20 protein-coding genes are annotated in these 19,795 nt (G+C 58.6%); 10 read left to right on the top strand and 10 right to left on the bottom strand.

Going from position 1 to position 19,795, the window contains the following annotated elements; genetic code table 11:
• Positions 1–16: 16 nt before the first annotated feature.
• Both ACN0SO_RS18535 and ACN0SO_RS18530 read right to left on the bottom strand, forming a co-directional pair.
• Complete coding sequence (locus tag ACN0SO_RS18535) at positions 17–448, bottom strand: SufE family protein (RefSeq protein WP_417680209.1); 432 nt, start codon at positions 446–448, stop codon at positions 17–19.
• A gap of 329 nt (positions 449–777) precedes the next feature.
• Entirely contained in the window at positions 778–1,236 is a 459-nt protein-coding gene (locus ACN0SO_RS18530) for a DUF5330 domain-containing protein (protein ID WP_417680208.1), read from the bottom strand.
• A gap of 412 nt (positions 1,237–1,648) precedes the next feature.
• On the opposite strand from ACN0SO_RS18530, the gene ACN0SO_RS18525 reads away from it, so the two are divergent.
• The 4 genes from ACN0SO_RS18525 (at position 1,649) to ACN0SO_RS18510 (ending at position 5,994) form a co-directional block, all read left to right on the top strand.
• Positions 1,649–3,367 (top strand): sensor histidine kinase, encoded by a 1,719-nt coding sequence (locus tag ACN0SO_RS18525; protein WP_417680207.1) that lies wholly within the window; start codon positions 1,649–1,651, stop codon positions 3,365–3,367.
• A gap of 13 nt (positions 3,368–3,380) precedes the next feature.
• The gene (locus ACN0SO_RS18520; protein ID WP_417680206.1) at positions 3,381–4,133 is read left to right on the top strand and encodes a peptidoglycan-binding protein; all 753 of its coding nucleotides are present in this window, start codon (positions 3,381–3,383) and stop codon (positions 4,131–4,133) included.
• Between the two features lie 48 nt (positions 4,134–4,181).
• The gene (locus ACN0SO_RS18515; protein WP_417680205.1) at positions 4,182–4,568 is read left to right on the top strand and encodes a DUF1491 family protein; all 387 of its coding nucleotides are present in this window, start codon (positions 4,182–4,184) and stop codon (positions 4,566–4,568) included.
• Positions 4,569–4,692: 124 nt separating this feature from the next.
• Positions 4,693–5,994, top strand: coding sequence for a mechanosensitive ion channel family protein (locus tag ACN0SO_RS18510; protein ID WP_417680204.1), 1,302 nt, complete (start codon positions 4,693–4,695; stop codon positions 5,992–5,994).
• 18 nt (positions 5,995–6,012) lie between these two features.
• On the opposite strand, the gene ACN0SO_RS18505 is transcribed toward ACN0SO_RS18510, so the two are convergent.
• The gene (locus ACN0SO_RS18505) at positions 6,013–7,158 is read right to left on the bottom strand and encodes a DUF2336 domain-containing protein (protein WP_417680203.1); all 1,146 of its coding nucleotides are present in this window, start codon (positions 7,156–7,158) and stop codon (positions 6,013–6,015) included.
• A 186-nt stretch (positions 7,159–7,344) separates the two neighbouring features.
• On the opposite strand from ACN0SO_RS18505, the gene ACN0SO_RS18500 reads away from it, so the two are divergent.
• Together ACN0SO_RS18500 and ACN0SO_RS18495 are read left to right on the top strand one after the other, a co-directional pair.
• Positions 7,345–7,554, top strand: a complete 210-nt coding sequence (locus tag ACN0SO_RS18500; RefSeq protein ID WP_417680202.1) for a hypothetical protein — start codon at positions 7,345–7,347, stop codon at positions 7,552–7,554.
• 59 nt (positions 7,555–7,613) lie between these two features.
• Positions 7,614–8,483 (top strand): hypothetical protein, encoded by an 870-nt coding sequence (locus ACN0SO_RS18495; protein ID WP_417680201.1) that lies wholly within the window; start codon positions 7,614–7,616, stop codon positions 8,481–8,483.
• 47 nt (positions 8,484–8,530) lie between these two features.
• Here the strand turns inward: ACN0SO_RS18495 and ACN0SO_RS18490 are convergent, their stop codons facing one another.
• The 3 genes from ACN0SO_RS18490 to ACN0SO_RS18480 are packed head-to-tail and all read right to left on the bottom strand — an operon-like array spanning position 8,531 to position 12,074.
• Positions 8,531–9,154: a DUF1254 domain-containing protein gene (locus tag ACN0SO_RS18490; protein ID WP_417680200.1), complete on the bottom strand. Its 624-nt coding sequence runs from the start codon at positions 9,152–9,154 to the stop codon at positions 8,531–8,533.
• Positions 9,151–9,825: a DUF1214 domain-containing protein gene (locus ACN0SO_RS18485; protein WP_417680199.1), complete on the bottom strand. Its 675-nt coding sequence runs from the start codon at positions 9,823–9,825 to the stop codon at positions 9,151–9,153. Before ACN0SO_RS18485 ends, ACN0SO_RS18490 begins: the two co-directional genes overlap by 4 nt.
• The gene (locus ACN0SO_RS18480; protein ID WP_417680198.1) at positions 9,822–12,074 is read right to left on the bottom strand and encodes a transglycosylase domain-containing protein; all 2,253 of its coding nucleotides are present in this window, start codon (positions 12,072–12,074) and stop codon (positions 9,822–9,824) included. The genes ACN0SO_RS18485 and ACN0SO_RS18480 overlap by 4 nt, the downstream gene beginning before the upstream one ends.
• A gap of 79 nt (positions 12,075–12,153) precedes the next feature.
• On the opposite strand from ACN0SO_RS18480, the gene ACN0SO_RS18475 reads away from it, so the two are divergent.
• Positions 12,154–12,663 carry a YcgN family cysteine cluster protein gene (locus tag ACN0SO_RS18475; protein WP_417680197.1) on the top strand — a complete coding sequence of 170 codons (510 nt, stop codon included), beginning with the start codon at positions 12,154–12,156 and terminating at the stop codon, positions 12,661–12,663.
• 360 nt (positions 12,664–13,023) lie between these two features.
• The gene (locus tag ACN0SO_RS18470) at positions 13,024–14,508 is read left to right on the top strand and encodes a methyl-accepting chemotaxis protein (RefSeq protein WP_417680196.1); all 1,485 of its coding nucleotides are present in this window, start codon (positions 13,024–13,026) and stop codon (positions 14,506–14,508) included.
• A gap of 97 nt (positions 14,509–14,605) precedes the next feature.
• Here ACN0SO_RS18470 and ACN0SO_RS18465 read toward each other — a convergent pair whose 3' ends face one another.
• Positions 14,606–14,827, bottom strand: a complete 222-nt coding sequence (locus ACN0SO_RS18465) for a hypothetical protein (protein WP_417680195.1) — start codon at positions 14,825–14,827, stop codon at positions 14,606–14,608.
• 353 nt (positions 14,828–15,180) lie between these two features.
• Positions 15,181–16,809 carry an FMN-binding glutamate synthase family protein gene (locus tag ACN0SO_RS18460; RefSeq protein WP_417680194.1) on the bottom strand — a complete coding sequence of 543 codons (1,629 nt, stop codon included), beginning with the start codon at positions 16,807–16,809 and terminating at the stop codon, positions 15,181–15,183.
• 290 nt (positions 16,810–17,099) lie between these two features.
• Here ACN0SO_RS18460 and ACN0SO_RS18455 point away from each other — a divergent pair, with 290 nt between their 5' ends.
• On the top strand, positions 17,100–17,585 hold the full coding sequence (locus ACN0SO_RS18455) for a hypothetical protein (protein WP_417680193.1): 486 nt from the start codon (positions 17,100–17,102) through the stop codon (positions 17,583–17,585).
• A gap of 184 nt (positions 17,586–17,769) precedes the next feature.
• Positions 17,770–18,186, top strand: coding sequence for a secondary thiamine-phosphate synthase enzyme YjbQ (locus ACN0SO_RS18450; RefSeq protein WP_417680192.1), 417 nt, complete (start codon positions 17,770–17,772; stop codon positions 18,184–18,186).
• A gap of 49 nt (positions 18,187–18,235) precedes the next feature.
• On the opposite strand, the gene ACN0SO_RS18445 is transcribed toward ACN0SO_RS18450, so the two are convergent.
• Together ACN0SO_RS18445 and ACN0SO_RS18440 are read right to left on the bottom strand one after the other, a co-directional pair.
• Positions 18,236–18,598 (bottom strand): hypothetical protein, encoded by a 363-nt coding sequence (locus ACN0SO_RS18445; RefSeq protein ID WP_417680191.1) that lies wholly within the window; start codon positions 18,596–18,598, stop codon positions 18,236–18,238.
• An 819-nt stretch (positions 18,599–19,417) separates the two neighbouring features.
• Complete coding sequence (locus ACN0SO_RS18440) at positions 19,418–19,672, bottom strand: YdcH family protein (RefSeq protein ID WP_417680190.1); 255 nt, start codon at positions 19,670–19,672, stop codon at positions 19,418–19,420.
• Between the last annotated feature and the right edge of the window lie 123 nt (positions 19,673–19,795).

Below are 19,795 nucleotides of genomic sequence, written 5' to 3'. Positions count from 1 at the left end.
AAATTGATGGCGGTAGTCAGGCGGCCGCCAGGGCCTCCCGGGCATCGGACTGGATTCGCGCAACCATGGATTTAAGCCCATTGGACCGCTGCGGCGTCAGATGTTCCTTCAAACCGAGCCTGGCGAAGAAACCGTCCACGTCGGTATCGAGAATCTCCTGGGCCGTCTTGCCCGAGTAAAGGGCAAGGACCACCGCAACCAGTCCCTGAACGATAAGGGCATCGCTGTCGCCGTCATAGGTGATGACCGGCTCTCCGGAAGACGAACGGTTGACGTCGGTCACGAGCCAGACCTGAGACACGCAGCCGCGTACCTTGTTCGCGTCGTTCTTTTGCTCTTCAGGCAGGCCCGGAAGCTCTTTTCCGAGATCGATCAGGTACTTGTAACGGTCTTCCCAATCGTCGAGGAATTCGAAGGACTCAAGGATATCGTCAAGGGATGTGGTCATGGCCCGCCAGCAATAACAGATACTACAAGAGTCATATAGCTTGGCAGAGGAGCGATTTAAACCTGTGCGGTGCAGCAGGCGTGAAAAGTTCTGTCCTTCTGGCCGATTGGAAAGCCATCGGTCGGGGGAAATCGCAAAGCCGGGAAGGAAAAGACGCCGCAGGTGAGTTGGGCAGCTGGTCACCTGCGGCGCAGCGGCAAGAACCGCCTAGTAGAGCCGTCGGTCCGGTCCGGAAAGGGCCTGATGGCCACTGCCGGTCCGGGCAAGCGGGGGCGCAAACAGCCGTTCATTCGTCCCGGAAGCGACCGGAGCGAACAACGGCCCCGTGGTCAGGTTCGAGAACCCGCCCGCGGGTTGGGCCGGGGAACCGGCCCAATCACGGTCTCCTTTGCGGAGACGTTTTTGTCGTGACCCTGCCAAGGCGGGGTCATATCCTGCGCAGTCAGGGTGCCATTGGAAATAGCGCCCGTGATGATTTCGTTGTTCGAATCCGTCCGAAGATGGTCGCCGGCTTCCTTCTCCGCGATCCGGGTATCCAGAAACTCGTAGACGATCCGCGCGCCGTCCCTGGCGCGGGCGCCGATCATCGCAATCGCGTCACCGCCGGTCTCGCAGGCCTGCGGGTTGCGGCTACAGAACCCGCCGATGTCGCTGACCGCTGCCGACGCCGCGGTATAGGCCGCGATCGGATCGACTTTGGTTGTCTCGCCTTCGTCCTTGCTGGATCCGAGCGGGATCAGAACCAGGACGAGTGTCAGCCAAAAGGCCGTTCTCAGTAGAAAGAACATGCTGCTACCCATTTACAGTTCATTCGTGTCTCGCGAACTCGCCCATCCGGACGGCACGCTTTTTGTTATGACTTGCACTGTAACAGCTACATTGAAACGCCCTGTTTCGATGCGCGGGCGCTTTTTCATCAAATGAAACAGATATTTGAGGCAAATTTTCCGAATAATTGATTCAAATTTTATCCTTCGGCCGCCAAGTGCCCGTGCCCCCACATTTTTTTCCGGAAATGTCACTCGACGACTTATCCTTTATCGTTCCTTAAGTGGTCGGCTGGAAAATAAAGTCTCAGACAGGATTCCAATTCGGCCGCGTATCAGGCCTGGCAGTAGTGTAGTGCGTAACTTTCTGATCCAGCTCTCAGATGTGTTGAAAGATTTCTACGGACAGTTGGATGGGATTCTCCATCCTTCCGTGAGCGATGATCCATGGCAACGGCCGCGCCACAAGGCTTTTCTCGCCAGTTGCTTCCTGAGCGGTACGGCCGCTCTGGTCGTTTTGCCGCTGCATCTGGCGCTCGCCGGGCCGACCTCCCTGGGTCTGACATTTCTGCTGGCCTTCATGCTCGGTCAATGGCCGTTGGCTCTCTATCTCATTCAGTCGGGCAACCTTGAACGGGCCTACGGGTTTTCATCGGCGCTGTTTGCGGCATTTCTGACCGGATTTTGCGCTTTTACCGGCGGATTGTCGTCCTTTGCGCTTGTCTGGTTTGCGGTGGTGCCCATGGAAGCGGCTCTGTCGGGGACACGCCGCATCATTCTGGCCGTATGTGCAGCTTGCGCCGGCTTCTTGACGCTTCTGGCTTTTCTTCCTGAAACTCCGGCTCTCAAGGACGTTTCCGACCCCGGTGCCATGCTCATCTCCGCCCTTGCGGCTTGTATCTACATGACAGTCCTTGCGTTGCGTCTGGCGTTCGAACAGCGCCGGGCGCGCGGTATGGTCGCCGCCGGAGAAGGCCGTTGGCGGCAACTGAATGACAGCACGCAGGAAATTGCCTGCCTTTGCCTCGCCGACGGCACGGTCAAGGTTCTCGGCGGTCCTCTGGAAGGCTTGCTGGGTCTGACACCGCGCCAGCTTTCGGGTGATTGGTTGTTTCAGCGCCTGCTTGTGTCCGACCGGCCGCACTATCTCACAGCCCTTGCCGAAGCCCGGGGGGGAACCGCACCGGCTCATCTGGAAGTGCGTCTGAGAAAGGGGGGCAATCGGCCGGGTGAAGAGGGACTGGCCGAATATGTCCGGATGGATTTGCAGGTCAGAAGGCCTGCGTCGTCAACGGCTCGTGACGCCGGAACCCAAACCGATACCGAAAACCTCATCCTGATTTTGAAAGAATGCCCGCCGGCGAACAGTGGGAAAGCGGCCGAAGCCGTCACCGACGACGGTACCGGGAACCGTTGGTCCGGCAATATTGATTCCCTGGAAGGCTCCCTTGCCGACATCGTCAACTACGCGGACCTGCTGCGCAAATCCGCGCGGGGCAGAAGCGATTGGGCGCAGGGGTGCGAATATGCGGACCTGATTCACCGTTCCGGCGTGGAAATGCTGCAGACGGTGCAAAAGCAGGATGGCGCGGTCCGTCTTGCGGCTGGCGCGGGCGCGCTTTCGATCGAACCGGTTGAGATGGAGGGAATACTGGAAAACTGCCGGGCGATGCTCACTCCGGTGGCTGACAGCCGGAATGTTGTCCTGGACATGTGCGGGGATTTCGAATTGCCGCCGGTGCCTGCCGACCGGAAAACGCTTCGGCAGATCGCACTGGACCTTATGACCTATGCCATCCAGTCGGCCGTGCCGGACGGAACGGTTCTGATAACCGGCCAACGGGTACAAGGCGCGATCCTGATTGAGTTTCTCGTCACGCACAAGGACGCGGAACCGGTCTACGGCCCGCAGGACTTCAGTGTCTTGCGCAGGCAGGGAGCCATCGGAACCCGCAAGGAGCGCGCCGAAAACGAGGATCTTTCCATCGCCGAAGGACTTGCCCGGCTCCACGGCGGCAGCCTTTCCTGCGAGACTTGCGCAAAGGGCGGGCTGGTTATCAGCCTCAGGCTGCCGACCGGAGCCGCCAAGAGCCGCGCACAGACGCTGATTGCACAGGCCCGGGATGTTCCGCGGTCCCGGGCGAGCCTATGACGGAGCGGGACGCATGAGCCGGAAACGCCGTCAACAGGACCATGAAGAAGAAAGCTCCGTGACCGGTCGCGTCGGAGGCCTTGCCCGTGACAATCCGGTTGCCGCGGGCGGCACCGTGGTTATGGCGCTGACCGGTTGTCTCATCGTGGCCAACGCCATCGGTTTGCAGTCGGGGCGCCACCCCGCCCCCTTGTTCATGACACGCGACTGGGCCAATGACACGCCGGCGATGATAGAGCCGGATGGCCGCCGCGGCGTGGCAATGCCACAGGCCTCCCAACTCGTGCTCGATCTGCAGACGGCTCTGCGTCGCCGGGACCTCTATAACGGCCCGCTGGACGGGATCAACGGTCCGGCAACCGAACAGGCCATCCGCATGTATCAGCGTGCGCAAGGGCAGGTTGAAACCGGCGAGCCGACGGAAGCCTTGCTGGCACGGATCACATTGCAAGGGGACGCTCCCGTTTCCGGGGCAATTCCGGTCCCGCGGGAAAAGCCGTCCACGAGCACCGACGAAATCCTGGAAACGGTCAAGACAGATCCCGTCGCGGCCGATCCCGCGGCGGATCCGCAGATCATCCAGATCCAGAAACTGCTTTCGGATCTCGGCTACGGCCCCTTGCAGGCCGATGGTGTCATGGGTGAAAATACGGAAATTGCGATCAAGCGCTTCCAGCTCAACTGGGATCTGCCGATTACCGGTAAGGTGTCGCCGGACCTCGTCTCCCGTCTGGAAAGCGTTAGCGGCCGCAAGATCGGAGGCTGATCCTCCATACCGGAGGAGGCCGTCCGTCGCTCGGGGCATAAGGTTCGCATGCGTGTCACATCCGATTTTTTCGTAAGCGCCCTTGTGCGCAAGACCTTCACGGGCAATGGGTTCGCCGCTGTCGCCAAACGCGGATCCGCGGAAGCCGGTGCGATCTTCATTGTCGCGGACCGGCTTGACGGAACATTCGATTTTTACGGACCGGCTCCCCAGGCAATGTTTACAGACCAGCCCCATGGCCGGCTGTTCGAAAGAATCCTGGAACGGACGGACAGGACAGGGATTGACGGCCGCCTTGTCCGCGAAGCGCGCATGGATCCGGACTACTGGGTGGTCGAGATCGAGGCTCGCGACGGATCCGTCGATCTGCCTCTGGCTGACGACGAGGCCGGGCAGGACAAGGAAGATCCGGCGAAAGGGCTGTTCAAGTTCTAGGCAAGGACCAGCGAAATTGGCCGGTGAGCCAAATCGTTGCTAATGTTCGACCACATCAAATGACTCAGAGGGATTGCGGTTGGAGGCCGTCGGCCCGACGTGTCATGTGTATCGGAAGCTGCGAATGGAATTCCAGGGGTTCATCGGCGAAGTACTGTACTGGGTGCGGGCGCTGCTCGACTACCTGCTGACGCCGTGGTTCTTCTACCAGGCGGCCATCATCGCGGTGCTGTTCCTGGTGGCGAAGGTTCTGAGCTGGCGTATCGAGCCGAAGCTGGAAGAACGCGCGCGGCTGATCAAGGGCAACCCCGGTCTGCTGCGAATCGTGATCGCATTGCTTCGGCGCATCGACTGGATCCTGTTTTCCTTTTTCCTTTTCATCGCGCTGTCCGTCATGCGCAGCGTCACCTGGCCGAGCCGCAGCCATTTCATTGCGATCACATTTTCCCTGTCGTTCGCCTGGCTGTTCGTCTCCGTTCTTTCGCGCGTGATCCGCAACCGCCTGCTTGCACGTACGCTCAGCTGGCTTGCGTGGATATACGTTGCGCTCGTCGTTCTGGGGCTGGACGATGAAAGCTTCGCGTTTCTGGACAGCCTGTCCCTGACGCTGGGGCAGATGCGCCTCTCGGTCCTGCTGGTCCTGAAAGCCGCCCTGTTCCTGTTTGTGGCGGTTTGGCTGGCCTTAGGCGTCGGCCGTTTTCTCGATAACCAGGTGCAGAAATCGGACGAACTGACACCGTCGATCCGTGTTCTGATCGGCAAGGTCGTCAAGATCGGCCTGATACTGCTTGCGGGAACCGTGGCCCTGTCCTCGGTCGGCATCGACCTGACCGCGCTGACCGTGTTTTCCGGTGCGGTCGGCCTGGGGCTCGGTTTCGGCCTGCAGAAGGTGATTTCCAACTTCATCTCCGGCATCATCATCCTGCTCGACAAGTCGATCAAACCGGGCGACACGATTTCCCTTGAAGGCACCTTCGGCTGGATCCGGGAGTTAAGGGCGCGGTTTGTCTCCGTCGTTACGCGCGACGGCCGCGAATACCTTATTCCCAACGAGGACTTCATCACCCACCGGGTGATCAACTGGTCGTTCAGCGACGAACTGGTGCGGCTCGACGTTGAATTCGGCGTGTCCTATGACGCCGATCCCCACAAGGTTTCCGAGCTGGCAATCGCGGCCGCCAAAACCGTTTCACGCGTCGATGCCGGCCGGTCGCCGGTCTGCTGGCTGACCGGCTTCGGCGACTCGTCGCTCGATTTCGTCCTGCGCTTCTGGATCGACGATCCTCAGAAAGGCCTGACCAACGTCCGCGGCCAGGTGCTTCTCGCCCTTTGGGACGCCTTCAAGGAAAACGGGATCGGCATTCCGTATCCGCACCGCGAGATCATCATGAAGGACACCGCGATGCACGACGGTCCGAAATCCTGATCGGCCGGAGAAGCCCGCTTACGCCTGCTTTTTGAACTCCGCCATGGTCCCGGCCTCTTCCCGGGCAGGCAGCGAAGCCGGGATGGCGCCTGTCCGTTTCGCATCCTGGTAGACCGGCAGGGGACTGCCCGCGGGAAGGCCGAGGGTGTCGCTGGCAACCCAGCGGCGCACCATCAGGCGGGCGGCGCCGTCGCTGATATTCGAGGCGATCTGTAGCAGGCGCCGGATCTCGGCAAGGGAGTGGGTCTCGCCGATCAGGCGGATCAGCAACGATGCGGTCCGGGCCTCGTCGAAGCCAAGTGCCTTGAAGGCAATGGCGAGCGCTTCGCCGCCATGTTCCAAGAGCATGCGGGCGGCGGTCGCTTCCGGCAGGCCGAGGGTGAAGGAGAGGTCGGTGGCGAACTGACCGGCCGACCCGGTCATGGCCGATTTATGCAGCATGTCCAGGAGATGCGCCTTGAATACCGGTCTGGGCGCACGGCCCGGACCGCGGCTTGCCGATTCGACAAGACTGGCCAGTTCGGCGCAGGCGATGGCCTCGGCTTTCAGTTCGCGGGTCAGATGCGGGAAGTTCGACATCAGCCGGTCGGCATTCAGGGCGCCACGGGCGGCCAGGTCTTCTCCCAGCTCGGCAATGATCTCGCCGCGGCCTTCGACGGCACCGACGAGCTGCCGCTCGAGAGAGACGTCATCACGCTCCATGAGCATGCGGATAATGTCGGGGCCGCCATGGGAGGCGAGGGTATGGACCAGCGATTCGCTTAAGCTGGTCCTGTCCGCGATGGCCCGGCGCAGGCTGTCCGGTCCCCGTTCCGCCTGCATGATGAGGATATCCTCAGGTATCGTGGGGGCATGGCGTAGCACCGGATAGGACGTCAGCGGATCGCGGTCGCCGGCGAGCCGGGCAAGGATGTTGTCGGGCGTATCGGGATGGCGGACCAGCAGGCAGGCGATCCGGCGTCTGTCCCGGTCGGAAGTCTGAGGCAGAAGGTTTTCGCTAAGTTCCTGAAAAACTGTGATTTCTTTCCGGTCGTGCTTTTCAACGCCGACGAAAAGTTCCACTGCGCTGAGCAGCAGACCGTCGCCTGTCGGCGGGGCGGACCTTGCGCGTCGATGATCGGGAGATTGAGGCTCTGCCTCTGAAAGAAACGGCTTGTGTTTCATGATACTCGTCTACGCACAACAAAATGACAAGTCGGCCTTCCGGCTCTGTTTCTGCAAATTAGAATGAAAGCGTTAGCATCCTGTTAACCCTGAGGAACTCCTAATTGATCCGTCAGGAGTAATGCGTCGCCCGTTTGACCCATGCCGGCTCCGTAATATGCCGGCTCGGAACAGAAGGAGTAGACGATGGGCACCTTGTTGGATTTCGCGTCCGCGCCGAGGCCCGCTTCGCGCGTCAGGAGCAATCCCGGCAGCGCCGGCTCGTCCGGGCCGGAACAGCGCGGAGAGGTTATCCTCTTTCCCGGTGTGCGTTACGAGAGGTTGGCACTTGATCTGTCGGCGCGAATCGGGACCATCGGTCATAAGGCCGGACCTGCCGTTCCCGATCGCGATTAACGGATAACAAGTCTCCGGTCGACATCAGGCCGTATTGGCCAACGTGCGGAGACCGCCCGATGGGCATGAAAAATATGGGCCAGGCGGGCTCTGCGCGCCTGACGAAGCGGGAGCCGGTCAGATCCGGGTTCACGCGCTACGCCCATGTGACGGCAGCGCTTCTGTGTGCACTGGCTGCCGGATGCTCCCGGCCGACCGGAGATTTCGACCGGGCGCGGCCATCGGTCATCCATGACAGGGTCATGCCCGAGGCCGGTGAACTGGCGGCGCGCAATCGCGGCGACCCGGTTTCCAAATTCAATTACACCAATGACGAAAAGCTGCTGCGGGATCGCGGCTGGACCCTGATCCGTCCCCCATGGACGAAGGACTGGATCGGCGGAACGGTCGTGGAATTGTCCCGGACGCGTGTTCTGCCCGAGGTGGAGGGCCGTGTTCCGCCGGACCTCTATTACATCTTCCTCAGATCCGACAAGTTCAAGTCGAGCGACGCCCGCTACGACCGGATCACCGCCGACGCCAAGGGCGACACCAAGCTGGTCTGGCCCTTTTGCGAGGTCGCGCTCAGGGTTACCGATGCCGACAGGGAGCGCATTCGCGCTCTGGAGGCCAAGAGACTGACGACCGAGGAGCTGTACGCGGGTGCAAAGGCCCGTGTCTGGGAAAACCAGGTCATGATCAAATGGGTCTCACAGGCCCTTCGGTACCGGATCAAGGCCTACCGGACCGCACTCGACAGCCTGGAAATCGAAACCCCGTCCGGTGACCGTCTCTGGCAGGTCAACACGGCCATCAAGAAGATGGAAACCGAAGTAATCCTGGCCGAAAACGGCTGTCAGGTCGAAAACCGTTACGGCCTGGAGAAGAAGCCGAAAAGATCCAGGATCTATACCGGCTGGGGCACCGAACGTCCGCCGCCGGTGAAGTAGGATAGCGGATCGGTCCAAGGCCATGGACCCATTTATGAGACCGTGACCTACCTCAGCAGTCCGCAGCTTGCGGCCTGGAGCGCCTTGCCGACCTGTTTCGCCTCGCTTGGATGAGGCACGTAGGCGCGCAACAGGGCGAAGCCTTCCGTGTCTTCGGTTTCGATCACGATCAGTTCGTCCAGGTTCTCCGGCGGGTTCTCGCGCAGGATCGACAGCTGTTCCGTTGTCAGGACCAGCATGGACAGGGTTTCGGAGCCGGCGGTGCGATTGTTCAGGCTGTAGACGGTGTCGCCCCGCGTATTGAAAAGCCCCATCGACCAGAATGGAACCGGGATGCTGGCGGTGAACAGGACCGGACCGTCATCGAGCTGGTAGCGGCACAGGGCATGTTTCATGGCCGGGTCCAGTCCCGGCAGAGGCTCCCCGCCGGGAACCACGTCCGGCAGCAGATTGAATGCCCGGTCCGGTCCGAACCGGGCTGCATTGCTGTAGGCGCTGTGAGTGGCGTTTTGCGGGATCGTCAGCACCACAAGGATATGGACGACGGCTGCGAGAGACAGGACCGCCAGAAGTCCGACGATCAGTTTTCCGGAAACGCCACGCCGGGCTCCGCGGAACCTGGCAAAGTCGTATAAGGGGGTATTCGGCCGGGTCAGGCGGGACGGGATCATAGGCAGTCGATCCTGTCGATAATGGGCATGGCAACGCCTCTGAGCGCGGAGCCGGTCGAAACCGGAGCGTCATAGAGCCTCAGATTGAAACGCAGTCCTTCAGTGCTGAAGGGGGCTTCGGCGAGCGGCAGCCAATTGCCAGGTTGGGGTGTGGTGGACGCAATGACCTCGAAACGTCCGTCCGGTTCGCGCAGCAACTGCCGGCTGGTGAGGTTGCTTCTTTCCGGCATGGTTTCCACCAGGCGTCCGGAGCCGTTGGTTGCCGTCAGCGTCCACAGGCGCGCGGTGGGCGTCTGACCGTGAATGCGGTAACGGCACATGGGCCGAAGCGTATCGCCGGCGCTGTCCGTACGGGCGATCAGATCCACGCCTTCCCCAGATGCGAGCGGGATTTTCGCGCCTCGGGTGTAGATGGCGACCGAGTAGGGATCGGCTTCCGCCGTTCCCGCGTAAGGATAGGTTTCCCACGGACCGATCCGGACCGCCATCAGCGGGCGTTCCCGCTCGATGATGAAATAGGCGGAAGAAATCCCGATCAGCGAGCCGGAAAACAGAACCAGGGCAAGGATCGCCAGCGCCCTCAAGGGCCGCGGACGTTGCGGCCTCAGGATCGGCGGCAGGTCGGTTTCGTACCAGTCCGCCTCACTGAATTGCTTCAGGGGAGCCGTCATTGCACGGCCGCCACGCTGGTTGCCGAATGAGCCGCCTTCTGCGGATCGGTGACGGCTGCCACCGGTTCGAGCGCTTTCAGCTCCTTGCCGATCGTCTCCAGGAACTCCTGGGTTTCCCGGTTCAGCAGACGTGGCTGGGCACGCGTGTCATCGTCCTCATTCGTCTTTGCGACCGGTGTGCGCTTCAGGCTTTCCGCATCCACACCCGGCATCGGCGCCAGTTCGATGTTCTCGTGGGCATAGGCCATTAACTTCTGCCAGGCCATGGCAGGGAGGCTGCCGCCGGTTACCCTTCGGGTGGATGTGAAGTCGTCGTTGCCCATCCAGACGGCGGTGGTGAAGTTGCCGGTATAGCCGACGAACCAGGCATCCCTATAGGCGGACGTGGTGCCGGTCTTGCCGGCGGCCACGACACCATCGATTCTGGCTCTACGCCCGGTTCCGGCCTCGACCACATTGACCAGGATCTCGTTCATTTCAGCCACCTTGTCGGCCGGCAGCACACGCTTGGGCGCTGCTTCGTCCTGGTCATGGTCGTAGAGGACTTCGCCCTTGGTGTTTTTGACCTCCAGTATTGCATAGGGCGTTGCCTTGTAGCCGCCATTTGCAAAAACGGAGTAGGCCCCGGCCATATCGACCACCGAAACTTCCGACGATCCGATCGGCAACGTCACCACATTTTCAAGTTCGTGGGTCAGGCCCATCGCATAGGCGGTTTCGATGATCTTCTCGCGGCCGATCGCCTGAGCCAGGCGCACCGGGATGATATTGATCGATTTGGTTAGCGCCAGTTTCAGGCTCACCGCGCCGCGATAGCTGCGGCCGTAGTTACGCGGGCACCAGTTGCCGATACAAAGCGGCGCGTCCGGTACGATGCTGTCCTTGGTGTAGCCGTTCATGAAGGCGGTGATATAGACGAAGGGCTTGAACGACGATCCGGGCTGGCGCAGGGCATAGACGGCCCGGTTGAACTGGCTTTCGCCATAGGAACGCCCGCCGACCATCGCGACCACCGCTCCGTCCGTCTGCATGGCGACCATGGCTGCCTCACCGACATCGCGGGCCTTGCCGTTTTCCCTGAGGACCGTTTCCACGGCGAGATCCGCCTGTTTCTGCAAGGCAGGATCCAGCGTGGTCCGGACGGTGACGATCCGGTCCCGTGCCAGGGCGGGACGGCTGCGGGCGAGCTTCTTCACCTCTTCCAGTCCCCAGTCCAGGAAATACTCCGGCAACTGATCCTGGCTCCGGTCCACGGCGACGGCCGGATGACGCCGCGCTCCGATCACCTGTCCCTCGGTCAGAAAGCTGGCCTGAACCATGTTGGTCAGAACTTCATTGGCGCGCGCGCGCGCCGCGGGCAGGTTGATGTGCGGAGCGTACTTGGCCGGTGCCTTGTAGAGGCCGGCCAGCATGGCGCTTTCCGCTAGCGTCAATTCACGGACGTTCTTGTTGAAATAGAAGTCCGCCGCCGCCGCCACACCGAACACGCCGCCGCCCATATAGGCCCGGTCGAGATAGAGCTTCAGGATGTCCTGCTTTGTCAGGTTCGCCTCCAGCCAGAGCGCCAGATAGGCTTCCTTGATTTTGCGGGCGAGTGTCCGTTCGTTGGACAGAAACAGGTTCTTTGCGAGCTGTTGCGTGATCGTGGATCCACCCTGGACAACACCGCCGGCGCGGGCATTTTCCACCATCGCACGGAAAGTGCCCATGACATCGATGCCGATATGGGAAAAGAAACGCCGGTCTTCGGTGGCAAGCGTCGCCTTGATCAGGCTGTCGGGTATCTCGTCGAGCGGCACCGTATCGTTCAGGACGATGCCGCGCTTGCCGATCTCCTTGCCGAAGCGGTCGAGGAAGGTCACGGCGAAATCGTCGGTCGTGCGCCAGTCCGAATGGCGTGTCGCCTCCATCGCCGGCTGGGCGAACGCCAGCATCACCACCAGCCCGGCCAGGCCGTAAGTGAGGCCGTCGCAGGCAAGTTCGTTGAGCATGCGCCAGATGCCGCGTGCACGAAACCGGCGCAGGAAGACATCATACCGCTCATAGCCGCGGCGGAGGGTGGCCAGAAGGTGCCAGAGAAAGGTGTCGACCCAGGCGTCCGCCGACAGGAAAAACATCGATAGCGACCGTCTGCGCGACGGCCTCGCCGGGTCCGGCAGGCGGTTTTCCTGCCGCCGGTCGCCAGGACGCACCTCCGGAGCCGATGTTCCGTCGGGCAGTTCTTTTCCGGACTTGTCGTCGCTTGCCATCGGATCCTGCTTGCTGGCGCTGTCAAATCAATGGTACTTCGCGCTCAAGGTTTTACCGTAAAGGAACTAGAAACGGCAGATGAAATCAATTGGCTTGCCGCAAAATCCCGAGGAACCGCCGTTCTGGCGAGTGAAGCGTCTGGAAGAAATGAGCCAGGCGGAGTGGGAGTCGCTGTGCGATGGCTGCGCGCGCTGCTGCTTGAACAAGCTGGAAGACTGGGATACCGGCGAGATCGTCTGGACCGACGTCGCCTGCGAACTGCTCGATTGCGACACCTGCCGCTGCAAGGATTACGACAACCGTGCCGAAACGGTGCCGGACTGCATCCAGCTGACGGTGGAGGAAGTCAATACACTGACCTGGTTGCCCCCGACCTGTGCCTACCGTCTCGTGCGGGAGGGCAGGGATCTCTACTGGTGGCACCCGCTGGTTTCGGGCAATCCGGAGACGGTCCACGAAGCGGAAATTTCCGTCCGTGGTCGAGCGATCAGCGAAGCGGGCGTGTCGATTGAAGAATACGAGGATCATGTCGTGACCTGGCCCGACGAGATTCCGGCGCCGGATGGCCGCAGGAACGACGAGGGGTAAAGTCGGCCGCACATCGTTTTTCGTGTGGCAAGTCAGCCGCCCTTCGGGTGGCGGGATCGCAACGGCTGTTGCATTGGATGTCCCCTGGCGTTTGCTTCCGTCCGTTTAAAATTGCCTCGACCTGAAACCGGCCATTCTTGTTCTGATGTCGCTGTGTCCTGAGGCTTCCGTCAGCCTTTATTTTTCTTCCATAGGTTGATTTTACAATAATTCTACTTCTGATAAATGTTTCATATAATTATACATAAGGACCCTCAAATTAAACAAATTTAAACTTAGATATAATTATTAGATACTCTACGTCATGTGCGAGCGAGTATATGTCCCGCGTTAGGTAATCCTCTAGGCGCCGAGGGAATTATGAAATTGAGTTCCATGCTCAGAAGTGAAGTAGATGCTATCTGGAAGGCTTTGGGTCAATCCAATGCGGTAATCGAGTTCAAACCGGACGGGACCATCCTCACGGCCAACGAGAATTTCCTCAAGATCATGGGATATGGCCTGGAAGAGATCCGGGGACAGCAGCACAGTATGTTTGTCGATCCGGAATATGCTGCGAGCCCGGAATATGTTGCCTTTTGGCAAGCTTTGAGACAGGGAAAGCATCAGATCGCGGAGTTCCGACGTATCGCCAAGGGCGGTCGCGACGTCTGGGTGCAGGGTTCGTATAACCCGGTCCTCAATTCGTCCGGAAAAGTGGTCAAGGTGGTGAAGATTGCGGCCGACACGACCGCTGAAAAGGAGCTTGAAGCCGAAATCAAGGGGCAGGTTGATGCCATCGGTCGTTCGCAGGCTGTCATCGAATTCGAACTTGATGGCTCAATCATTACCGCGAATGACAACTTCCTGTCGGCGATGGGGTATCGACTTGATGAAATCAAGGGCAAACACCACAGGATGTTTGTGGATCCCGCCGAGGGTACGGGACAGGAATACGCATCGTTCTGGGAAGAATTGCGAAACGGAAAATTCCAATCCGGCGAATTCAAGCGCATCGGCAAGAATGGCGAGCCGGTCTGGATCCAGGCGACCTACAATCCGATCTTCGACACGAAGGGCAATCCTCGGAAGGTGATCAAATTCGCAATCGACATCACGGACCAGATGAAGGAGCGGTTGCGTCGCCGCGAGGTGCAGAAAGGAATCGACGGGGAACTCGCTTCCATGGCGGACGCCATTACGAAGACCAATGGTCAGGCGGCAAGTGCCTCCAGCGCGTCAACGCAGGCGGCCTCGAGCGTTCAGACGGTTGCGGCAGCCTCCGAGGAACTGGTGGCCTCGATCCAGGAGATCGGCCGGCAGGTGACGCAGGCAATGAAGATTTCCGAAAGTGCGGTCGACAAGGCCGATAGCTCAAGCCGGATCATGTCGAGGCTCGCCGAGGACTCCCAGAAGATCGGCGAGGTGATCGAACTGATCGAAAGCATTGCCAATCAAACCAACCTGCTCGCCCTTAATGCCACCATCGAGGCGGCCCGTGCGGGGGAGGCAGGAAAGGGATTCGCGGTGGTGGCGTCGGAGGTGAAGAGCCTTGCGTCACAGACCAGCAGAGCGACCGAAGACATTCGGGGGCAGATCGAATCCGTGCAGAGTTCCACGTCAAACTCCGAAGAGGCTATTGCCTCCATCCGGGAGATCATCCGGGAACTCCGCGACATTTCCTCCGGGATCGCCAGCGCCGTCGAGGAACAGTCGACGGTAACCCAGGAAATCTCCGGCAACATGCAGATGGCCTCGGAAGGCGTCCAGTCGATCACCCAGAACCTGACGGAGATTTCCGGTTCCACAAACAGCGTCGAACTGGCCATGAACAAGGTCCGTGACGCGTCCAGGACGCTCATATAGGCGAAATGTCGGCGCTGTCGCCTTTGCTCGTGAAGATTAAAATCCGGACCGCCTGACAGGCAGTCCGGATTTTTTGTGGCGTCAGGGAAGCAGCCGGCTAGCCGGTCGTTTTGAACTGGCTGGGCGCCTTGCAGTAAACCTTCACAATTTCGCCGTCGTGAACGATACCGGACGTGGCGGCGTACTGTTGTCCATGGACCATGCAATAAGACAGGGAATGCTGCCCCGGCGCCACCATCCAGTCGAGCGCCGTATTTCGATTGCAGTCCTGGACCGGTACAGATGCAAGGCACACGGCCACGTAGGCAGTGTACAGCATGTGTGGTTTGGTCCTGTTTGTTGTGGCGCCGCATGGGAGGGTGCGGTGCATCACGTAATTGATTTTAAGAAAAAATGAATTCTTGTCGATCCCGCATTCATCAAAAACATGAAAAATTCAGGGAAAAAGGCTGATTTGTTAAAAACATATTGTAAACAAATACGTTTTTCGAAGCCTGGACTGTGGTAATTCTACGAAAGGCAGGTTTTTTTATTTCAATCTGTGGTCGAATTGGCGGCCTGAAGCGACAAGGTCGGAAACGTCTGCAGTGCAAGTAACGGTCCTCGGCTGGGCAAAAAACGGTCAGGTCATCCCGCTGCCTTCTGAGACGGACAGACGAGCCCTTCAGGTAGTCAGTCGTCAGCCTGCTTGATCTGCGAGACCGTCTTGAGCGGATCGAAGCTTTCCGCCTGGGCCATCATCCAGTAGGTGGTGAACCCGGGAATATCGTCGTCTTCAAGCAACTGACCTTCACGCAGCCATGTCAGGGCGGCACTTGCCGGCAGGACCTGGCGGTGGCCTTCCCGCAGATAGATGAATTCGGGCCTGAATTCCTTCGGGTGATGAAGACCTGCGGCGGCGGTGAACTCAGCGACCGCTTTCAGGGTATTGCGGTGAAAGTTGAAGACGCGGGTTGCCTTGTCCGGGACGACGAGCGCCTCCTGCCGCTTCTTGTCCTGGGTCGCGACCCCAGTCGGGCAGCAGTTGGTGTGGCAGCTTTGCGACTGGATACAGCCAAGCGCGAACATGAAGCCGCGGGCGCAGTTGATCCAGTCGGCGCCGAGCGACAGGGCGCCGGCGATGTCGAAGGCGCTGATCAGCTTCCCGCTTGCGCCGATCCGGATATCGCCGCGCAGCCCGGTACCGACCAGAACGTTGTGCACGAAGGTCAGGCCCTGACGCAGCGGCGTGCCGAGCCGGTTGGTGAATTCCACCGGCGCCGCACCGGTACCGCCCTCGGCCCCGTCGACCACGATGAAGTCGGGTTTGATACCGGTTTGGAGCATGGCCTTGGCAATGGCCATGAATTCCCAGCGGTGGCCGAGGCAGAGCTTGAAGCCGATCGGCTTGCCGCCCGAAAGCTTTCTCAAGGTGGCGATGAACTCCAGCAGCTCCAGCGGAGTGGAAAAGGCCGAGTGCCCGGCTGGTGAAATACATTCGACACCGACCGGGATCCCTCTGGCCTCCGCAATCTCTTCGGTAACCTTGGGAGCGGGCAGGACGCCACCATGGCCGGGTTTCGCCCCCTGGCTGAGCTTGATCTCGATCATCTTGATCTGATCGCTCTTGGCCTGTGCCTCGAACTTCTCGGGATCGAAGGTGCCGTCATCGGCGCGGCATCCGAAATAGCCCGAGCCGAGCTCCCAGATCAGGTCGCCTCCGCCCTGCCGGTGATAGCGCGAGACGCTGCCTTCTCCGGTGTCATGGGCAAAGCCGCCCATTTTGGCGCCGGTGTTGAGCGCCAGGATGGCGTTGGCCGACAGAGACCCGAAGCTCATGGCGGAAATATTGAACAGCGACGCCGAATAAGGCCGGGTGCAGTCGGGTCCGCCGACGGTGACCCTAAAATCGCTGTCGTTGTGACCGCTGGGTGCAATCGAGTGGTTCACCCAGGAATAGTCGTCGTCATAGACGTCGTATTCGGTGCCGAAGGGGACATTGCCCTCGATATCCTTGGCCCGGTCGTAGACCAGGGACCGTCTTTCACGTGAGAACGGCCTGCCGTCCTGGTTGCTTTCGAAGAAGTACTGCCGCATTTCCGGCCGGATCGCCTCGAACATGAAGCGGAAGTGGCCGATCACCGGGTAGTTGCGCAGGATCGAGTGACGCGTCTGGACCAGGTCGTGGATGCCGACAACGGAGAGGACCGCAACGAACGCCAACGGCCACAGGAAATGGATATTCACCGCCAGCATCAGGAGAAAGAAGACGGCGGTGAGAACAAGGAGGCCGAAAAAGACGGCATAGCGGGGCTGGAGCATTGAGGCGGGATCCTGGCAATCGGTCTTTGATGATGATTCTAGCGTTAAAGTCTTTCGAAAGTGCAACGGATGAGTTTAGCGACTCTGTTCGGTTGGATTAACCTCCATTCTGGGCGCGATTTCCCATGTACGGCCTTCCTCCGTCACTTTGCCTGAAAATATTTGATCCTAAACCGATCGCAAATACAGAATTAACAACGTAAAAATACATAACATTGATCTTCAAGTTTATTTAGTTTAGATCTGAAGAAAGATTAATCTGAATTGATTGAATTTATTCGGAGTTCATTTTGTCCGAAGAGCAGCCGACTGGAGCAAAGCTTGAATTGTCTAAGGAGGCTGTGCGAAGTGCCTACCTTACAGCTGAATTTAATGCATTGCGACGGGAGATAGAAATTCAAATATCCGAAAGACGCAAGGTAGAAAGTCAAACATTTGTTGGCTTGGCAGCGATATATGCATGGGTATTTACAAGAAATCCACCATTTGATTCATTCTATATGAAGATTACATTGGCCATACCGGTGGTATTTACAATCATTGGATTACTTAGATGGTTGGCAATAATGAGCCGAACCATGGTGCTCGGTGCCTACATTAGAAGCATGGAAGAGAGTATCGTTGGAGGTGAACTTGGTTGGGAGACAATTCTTAAAAAAATCAGAGATAAATACCCATTCAAGGGGCGATTGGAGGGTTGGGTAGAAATATTAACTTGGATTATTTCAATACTAGGGACTATTTCATTGTTCATATTTGGCTATATATTTTTTTAAGAATGCTAATAATGACAATGAAGTAAATATATTTAAAGTATAATAAATTATAATTATTACATAGCATAGGATGAGGAAAATCGTAAGTTATCCGTCGAGTTGAGCGTTATAAGCCAAATTTTGCACAAACTAAGTTCCGACCTGACGCTTTCAAAACCGGGCACGCAAGGGCTTGAACAACACTATGCAGACCGTATTCGCGCTTCAAACCCGTGGGGCAGGCCTCTACGAATTCACCGGGACCGTGGCCGGGTGGCTCGAGGACGAGCGCGCGCGGGACGGTCTGCTCACGCTGTTCGTCCGCCACACGTCCTGTTCCCTGCTGATCCAGGAAAACGCCGATCCGGACGTGCAGCGCGATTTGTCAGCTTTTCTTGAACGTCTCGTTCCACCGGCGGATGATCCGTCCATGGATTATCTGGTCCACACGCTGGAAGGTCCGGACGATATGCCTGCCCATATCAAGGCGGCGTTGCTGCCGGTGTCGCTATCGATCCCGGTCATGAACGGCCGGATGGCACTCGGCACCTGGCAGGGCATCTATCTGTTCGAACACCGTAGCCACCCGCACCAGAGGCAGGTCGCCGCGCATTTCGGCTGAGCGGGCGCATGGAAGTACAGGCGAACAGAACTTTAGCGGATGTCCCGGCCTAGAGCCATATTCCAGTAAGCATCATTCCCGCAAAGAACGCATTTATCCAGGCATAGATAATCGACGCGACCGCCAGAAATACCGCCGGGGGGCGCGCTGCTTTTATCCAGTAGATGAGAAATGCCAGAAAGGCGATTTGAAGAGCCAGAAATGAATAGAGAAAGGGTTCTGCATCAGGAACTTCGTTACGAAAATATCCCGCGTAAATGCCCAAGGGTATGCAGCTCAAAGGCGATATCAGGAACAAAAACAGCTTTTTGTCCGGGTAGCGGAAACATAGTGCGAGTCCAGTGATCAGGCCTATGAGCCCCAGGAGGGGAATCCCGATCATGAGCCTTTCGAAGACAAAATTGGCGGTCATTCAGAACCCGGATGCCGACTTCAGGAGCTTCTGAAAAGTCCTTCATTGAACCATCGAAATCAAGTCTTGGAGGGTATGTGGAAGCCACCTAAGAGCTTAAGGCAGTATGGTGCGGCCATTGCAAATAATTGCTCGTCAAGGCTAGACGAATGGCTTGGCCTTTTATTGTTCGCTCGACGGCGCGACCGGGGCGAGGGCGGCAAAGGCGATGATCGCCGATGTGATGAGGGTGTGGAACATGGGTCTCTCCTCCGTTGATGAAAAGACCCTAGGCGGGATCCGGTTTGCCGGATGTGATGCCGGTCACGCCTTTGGTGTTTCGTTCAATTGGCGATCATGACAGCCCGGAATCGATTGAATCAACGTCTTAACCACTTGAATCGGTTTGCCAGCGCGTTGAATCAGTTTTTCAGGAAATGGGAAAAGGTTCGGGAAATCAGGGAGGTGATCAGGAAAATTAAATCATTTTCCGCTCGACCTGACTCACCGGCACTTGAAGTCGGATCCACAGCGGGCTTCACCTTTTCGGAAAGCGGAGTGTTCCATCTGTCGCTGCGTAAGCTTCGCGTAAGCTGTGGGGTCCATAGTGCAGTCAACACAGCGTTTGTGTTGCCCATGCCTCCCAAGACTAACGCCGGGTTCTTGTTCAAGAGCCCGGCTTTTTTTGCCTGGACCGGCGTTTGTCCCGGCGGACGGGATCGGAAGTGAAATGATGATTCCGGGGATGCGGGCGACTGCGGAATGCCCCCCTTTAAAAAGTGGCCCGCGCCGTCGGACGGGGACGACGCGGGCTCCAACACCGGCCTGAAAAGGAGGGGCTCAGGAGCCGGTGCTCTCGGTCGCTGCCAACAGGGCTGCGATCTCGTCCTTCAGATGTAGACGCTGTTTCTTCAAGTCTTCCAGCGCCTCATCCGAAGCCGGTTCGATGTCGGTTTCGATCCGGTGAATTTCGCGGTTCACGTTGTGATATTCGTCAGAGAGCTTCGCAAAATGGGCGTTGCTTGTCTTCAAGGCATGCAGCGCATCCGCGTGCTCGGGAAATTCCTCATGCAGTTCGTGGGGAACGTGACTCATATACGTTGTCTCCTTTTCGTGTTCCAACATGGCGATGCCGGTGGTGTACCACCTTGAGGCAGATCAAAAAGCAGGTTTTATGGAAAAAAATTTTGAAAATCTCCTGACGGGTTCAATTGGCGA

The organism is Roseibium sp. (assembly GCF_048260565.1).
GTDB lineage: Bacteria > Pseudomonadota > Alphaproteobacteria > Rhizobiales > Stappiaceae > Roseibium.
This window is presented reverse-complemented; position numbering and strand designations above follow the sequence as displayed.

Excerpts from the sequence above, each read along its gene's own strand:
- ACN0SO_RS18515 (WP_417680205.1), top strand. The coding sequence starts at position 4,182 with ATGCGTGTCACATCCGATTTTTTCGTAAGCGCCCTTGTGCGCAAGACC.
- ACN0SO_RS18440 (WP_417680190.1), bottom strand. The coding sequence starts at position 19,672 with ATGAGTCACGTTCCCCACGAACTGCATGAGGAATTTCCCGAGCACGCG.
- ACN0SO_RS18505 (WP_417680203.1), bottom strand. The coding sequence starts at position 7,158 with ATGAAACACAAGCCGTTTCTTTCAGAGGCAGAGCCTCAATCTCCCGAT.
- ACN0SO_RS18490 (WP_417680200.1), bottom strand. The coding sequence starts at position 9,154 with ATGATCCCGTCCCGCCTGACCCGGCCGAATACCCCCTTATACGACTTT.
- ACN0SO_RS18530 (WP_417680208.1), bottom strand. The coding sequence starts at position 1,236 with ATGTTCTTTCTACTGAGAACGGCCTTTTGGCTGACACTCGTCCTGGTT.
- ACN0SO_RS18470 (WP_417680196.1), top strand. The coding sequence starts at position 13,024 with ATGAAATTGAGTTCCATGCTCAGAAGTGAAGTAGATGCTATCTGGAAG.
- ACN0SO_RS18495 (WP_417680201.1), top strand. The coding sequence starts at position 7,614 with ATGGGCATGAAAAATATGGGCCAGGCGGGCTCTGCGCGCCTGACGAAG.
- ACN0SO_RS18485 (WP_417680199.1), bottom strand. The coding sequence starts at position 9,825 with ATGACGGCTCCCCTGAAGCAATTCAGTGAGGCGGACTGGTACGAAACC.
- ACN0SO_RS18520 (WP_417680206.1), top strand. The coding sequence starts at position 3,381 with ATGAGCCGGAAACGCCGTCAACAGGACCATGAAGAAGAAAGCTCCGTG.
- ACN0SO_RS18475 (WP_417680197.1), top strand. The coding sequence starts at position 12,154 with ATGAAATCAATTGGCTTGCCGCAAAATCCCGAGGAACCGCCGTTCTGG.
- ACN0SO_RS18480 (WP_417680198.1), bottom strand. The coding sequence starts at position 12,074 with ATGGCAAGCGACGACAAGTCCGGAAAAGAACTGCCCGACGGAACATCG.
- ACN0SO_RS18450 (WP_417680192.1), top strand. The coding sequence starts at position 17,770 with ATGCAGACCGTATTCGCGCTTCAAACCCGTGGGGCAGGCCTCTACGAA.
- ACN0SO_RS18460 (WP_417680194.1), bottom strand. The coding sequence starts at position 16,809 with ATGCTCCAGCCCCGCTATGCCGTCTTTTTCGGCCTCCTTGTTCTCACC.
- ACN0SO_RS18465 (WP_417680195.1), bottom strand. The coding sequence starts at position 14,827 with ATGCTGTACACTGCCTACGTGGCCGTGTGCCTTGCATCTGTACCGGTC.
- ACN0SO_RS18500 (WP_417680202.1), top strand. The coding sequence starts at position 7,345 with ATGGGCACCTTGTTGGATTTCGCGTCCGCGCCGAGGCCCGCTTCGCGC.
- ACN0SO_RS18445 (WP_417680191.1), bottom strand. The coding sequence starts at position 18,598 with ATGACCGCCAATTTTGTCTTCGAAAGGCTCATGATCGGGATTCCCCTC.
- ACN0SO_RS18510 (WP_417680204.1), top strand. The coding sequence starts at position 4,693 with ATGGAATTCCAGGGGTTCATCGGCGAAGTACTGTACTGGGTGCGGGCG.
- ACN0SO_RS18535 (WP_417680209.1), bottom strand. The coding sequence starts at position 448 with ATGACCACATCCCTTGACGATATCCTTGAGTCCTTCGAATTCCTCGAC.